The organism is Leucobacter sp. M11, from assembly GCF_035726885.1.
GTDB lineage: Bacteria > Actinomycetota > Actinomycetes > Actinomycetales > Microbacteriaceae > JAPFRB01.
Genome location: NZ_JAPFRB010000006.1, coordinates 84661 through 88418, shown reverse-complemented (window position 1 = coordinate 88418; position 3758 = coordinate 84661). Strand labels below are relative to the sequence as shown.

The 3758-nt window shown below is 71.8% G+C and carries 5 protein-coding genes; all 5 read right to left on the bottom strand.

What is annotated here, in order from left to right; all coding sequences use genetic code 11:
* Positions 1-435, bottom strand: a 435-nt coding sequence (locus OOT08_RS17475; protein WP_325094137.1) for a GntP family permease, incomplete at its 3' end; no start/stop codon positions are given.
* Positions 432-1466 (bottom strand): D-erythronate dehydrogenase, encoded by a 1035-nt coding sequence (denD, locus tag OOT08_RS17470; RefSeq protein ID WP_325094135.1) that lies wholly within the window; start codon positions 1464-1466, stop codon positions 432-434. The genes OOT08_RS17475 and denD, both read right to left, overlap by 4 nt.
* A 129-nt stretch (positions 1467-1595) precedes the next feature.
* Entirely contained in the window at positions 1596-2426 is an 831-nt protein-coding gene (locus OOT08_RS17465) for a DeoR/GlpR family DNA-binding transcription regulator (protein WP_325094134.1), read from the bottom strand.
* Positions 2423-3214: a 2-oxo-tetronate isomerase gene (otnI, locus tag OOT08_RS17460; RefSeq protein WP_325094133.1), complete on the bottom strand. Its 792-nt coding sequence runs from the start codon at positions 3212-3214 to the stop codon at positions 2423-2425. The genes OOT08_RS17465 and otnI overlap by 4 nt, the downstream gene beginning before the upstream one ends.
* A partial coding sequence (locus OOT08_RS17455) for a four-carbon acid sugar kinase family protein (RefSeq protein WP_325094132.1) occupies positions 3211-3758 on the bottom strand: 548 nt, incomplete at its 5' end. The genes OOT08_RS17455 and otnI, both read right to left, overlap by 4 nt.

Below are 3758 nucleotides of genomic sequence, written 5' to 3'. Positions count from 1 at the left end.
GCCCGTGCTCCGGCTGAGCGCCTTCACGAGGGGCTGCAGGATCACGAACGCGGAGTCCACGAAGATCGGGATCGACACGATGAAGCCCGCGACGGCCATGGCCCACTCCTCGCGGTGCCGGCCGAGCCACTTCACGAGGGTGAGCGCGAGTTTCTCGGCGGCTCCCGAGGTTTCCAGGATCTTGCCCATCATCACGCCGAATCCGACGACGAGACCAATGGTGGCGAGGGTCGAGCCGAAGCCCGTGGTGATGGAGGCGATCGCCGCCTCCGGGGTCATCCCGGCCGCGAGGCCCGCGATGGACGCGGCCACCACGAGGGCGATGATCGCGTGCACCTTGGTGCGCAGCACCAGGAAGATCAGCACCGCGACGGCGAGCACGAGCCCGATGATCGCGATGACGCCCGATTCCGGGCTGAGGGTGTCCGGGGTCATGCGCCGGCTCCGTTCTGGTTCGGGGCGGCAACGGTGCCGCTCTGGGGGGTCTGTGCCGCCGGGCCCGTGGGCTCCGGGGCGAAGGCCGCGCGGTACTGCGCGATGATCTCGTCGATGCCGGCGTCGCGAACGAAGCCGAGCTCGAGCAGGCGGTCCACGGCGAAGTCGCCGGGCCAGGAGCAGACGATGTCCGCGACGCGGGCCTCGGGCGCATCGGTGACGAGGGCGCGTACCTCGGCTCCGGCGCTGCGCTCCAGCCCGGCGAGCATCTCGGCGACCGTGACGCTGATCCCGGGGATGTTCATGGCTCGCCAGCCCCCGATGGCCTGGCCGTCCACGCCGAGGGCGTGCACGAGGTTCTGGGCGGCGGCGTCAGGGGACGAGATCCACACCGGGGTGTCCTCGGGCACGGGGCAGCCCGCGGCGATGCCGTTCAGCGGCTCGCGAATGATCCCGCTCAGGAAGGAGGACGCGGCCGAGTTCGGCGTGCCCGGACGCACCGAGATGGTGGGCAGGCGGCAGATCCGGCCATCCACGAAGCCCTTGCGGCTGTACTCGTTCACGAGCAGCTCGCCGATGGCTTTCACCATGCCGTAGCTGGACTCGGGCTGGGCCGCCCAGGACTCGGGGACCTGCGCGGGCACGCCGCGGCCGAAGACCGCGAGGGAGCTCGTGAACACGAAGCGGGGCGTTGACCCGGCGGCGCGGGCGGCCTCCAGGATCGCGCGGGTGCCGTCCACGTTGACCCGCATGGCGAGGTCGAAGTCGGACTCCGCGCCGCCGGAGAGCACGGCGGCGAGGTGGTAGATCCCCACCGTATCCGCGGTGATCGCCTGGCGAAGCAGCTCGGGGTCGGTGATGTCCCCCACGATCGAACTGACCCGGTCGTCCTCGACCCGGCTCGGGGCGAGGTCGAGGGAGACGATCTCGGTGAACGGGATGGGGGCGGCGCCGGCGTTGGCCCGGGCAAGCAGCAGCTCGATAACTCGGGTGCCGAGGAAGCCGGCTCCGCCGGTGACGATGATGCGCATGGGCATCCTTTCTCGATGGTCTGGTTGAGGAAATAGTCGGGGAAATCGTGTGGCGCGCGGGGGAGGTGCCGCGTTTTTGCGCGGGCTCTGCCCTCGCCGACGGCGGCCGCCGGCGATGCGCGGAGGCGCTTAGCCGGTTTCGGGCTGCCCCGCTCCGGAGTCCGCGCCCGGGGCGGCACCCGGAGGCTCCGCGGTGTCGGGGGCGGCGAGGATCAGCGTCACGTCCTGTTCCCGGATGCCGTCGATGACGCTCTGCGGAAGCCCGGGGTCGGTGATGACGGTGTCGAAGCGGGCAAGCTCGACGGCGCGCAGCTGCGCCTTCTTGCCGTACTTCGAGCTGTCCGTGGCGAGCACGGCCTTCGCGGAGTGCCGCATGATCGCGTCCTTCACCGACTGCTTCGCGTCGTTCGGCACCGAGATCGCGCGCAGGTCGAAGGACGACGTGGACACGAACGCGATGTCGATGTTGTACGCGCCGATCGCGCCCGCCGCCATCGCGCCGTCGGAGGAGAGGTTGCGGCGGTCGATGCTGCCGCCGACGAAGGACAGCCCGCACTCGGAGTTCTGCGAGAGGAAGGTCGCGATGACCAGGTCGTTCGTGATGACCGAGACATCTGGGCGCTCGGCCAGCTCGTGGGCGATGGCGAGGGTCGTGGTGCCCGCGTCGAGGTAGACGAGGCTGCCCGGCTCCACGAGCGCGCACGCGGCCCGTGCGATCGCGGACTTCTCGGCGGGGCGCATTCCCGCCTTCACCTCGCGCTCCTGGTCCGCGCTGAGCTGGGCGGGCTGGCTGACGCCGCCCGAGACGGACACGACGCGGCCGGTCTCCTCGAGCACCGCGATGTCGCGGCGCACGGTCATGTGCGAGACGTCGAGCAGCTCGACGAGCTCGGGGATCGACACCGTGCCGCGCTCGCGGACGCGCTGCAGGATCGCGCGCTGGCGCTGCGCGGGGATCATCGGGCTGCCCGATCGCTGCGGTGCACGCGGTCGAGCCAGCCGAGCCCCGCGACGGTGCCCGCGGCGGGCACGTACTCGCAGCCGACCCAGCCCCGGTAGCCCGCCTCGGCGAGCCGGTCCATGAGGTAACCGAGGTTCGTCTCGCCGCCGTCGGGCTCGTTTCGCTCGGGGACGGACGCGATCTGCACGTGGCCGATGCGCTCCCCGAGGGCCGCGATGAGGCGGCTCAGGTCGCCGTCGGTGATCTGCGCGTGGAACAGGTCCAGCTGGATGTTCACGCCGGGGTGGTCGATCTCCTCGAGCAGTTCCCGCCCGAGCCGGACGCTGTTCAGGAAGTACCCGGGCATCCCGATCGGGTTGATCGGCTCGATGAGCAGGGTGCGGCCCGCCGCGTGCACGAGCTCGGCGGCCTGGCGCACCCGGGCGACGTAGCGCTCGCGGGCTCCCGGGTCGGCGGCGTCGCCGAGCCCGGCCATGAGGTGGAGTTTGGGGCAGCCGAGCGCCGCCGCGTAGTCGAGGGCGAGGGCCACGCCCGCGAGAAATTCTTCGTCGCGGCCGGGCAGGCAGGCGATGCCGCGCTCCCCCGCGGCCCAGTCGCCGGGCGGCAGGTTAAACAGGGCGAGCTCCAGCCCGTGCGCGTCCAGACGCTCACGAATTTCGGCGGCCTCCTCCTCGTAGGGGAAGAGGAATTCGACGGCCCCGAAGCCGGCCTCGGCGGCCGCGGCGAAGCGGTCGAGGAAGGGCAGCTCGGTGAAGAGCATGGACAGGTTCGCGGCAAACTTGGTCATCGGGCGTCCTTCGTCTCGTCCGTTGCGAGCCCCTGCGCGCGGGCGAAGAAGTCCTCGTCGCCGAAATTCCCGCTCTTGAGCGCCAGATCGAGCGCCCCGTCCAGGGAGCGAACCCAGGGCACCCCGGGGGCGATCTGGGGGCCGAGCGCGAAACCAGAGACCCCGAGCGCCTCGGTCACCGCTCCGGAGCTTTCGCCGCCCGCGACAATGAAGCGGCGGAAACCCCGCGCGGCAAGCTCGACCGCGAGCGCGCCGAAGAAGGCCTCGATCGCGGTCCTGGTGACCTCCGCGCCGTAGCGCTCCTGGAGGGCGCGCACCGCCTCGGGGGCGGCGGTCGCGAAGACGAGCGGGGCCGCGCCCGCCTCGGGCTGCTCGCGCACCCAGGCGAGCACCTCGGCCAGGGTGGCGGCGGGCTCGGCGAGAAGCCGGGCCACGTCGAGGGGCCGGGACGGGGCCGTTTCGCGGTACCGGGCAACCTGGCGGTTGGTCATCGAGGAACTGGAGCCGGAGAGCACGACGGCACGGCCGGGCAGGGGCTGCCACT

Bases quoted from the DNA above. Each gene is read 5' to 3' on its own strand.
- denD (WP_325094135.1), bottom strand. From the start codon at position 1,466: ATGCGCATCATCGTCACCGGCGGAGCCGGCTTCCTCGGCACCCGAGTT.
- OOT08_RS17465 (WP_325094134.1), bottom strand. From the start codon at position 2,426: ATGATCCCCGCGCAGCGCCAGCGCGCGATCCTGCAGCGCGTCCGCGAG.
- otnI (WP_325094133.1), bottom strand. From the start codon at position 3,214: ATGACCAAGTTTGCCGCGAACCTGTCCATGCTCTTCACCGAGCTGCCC.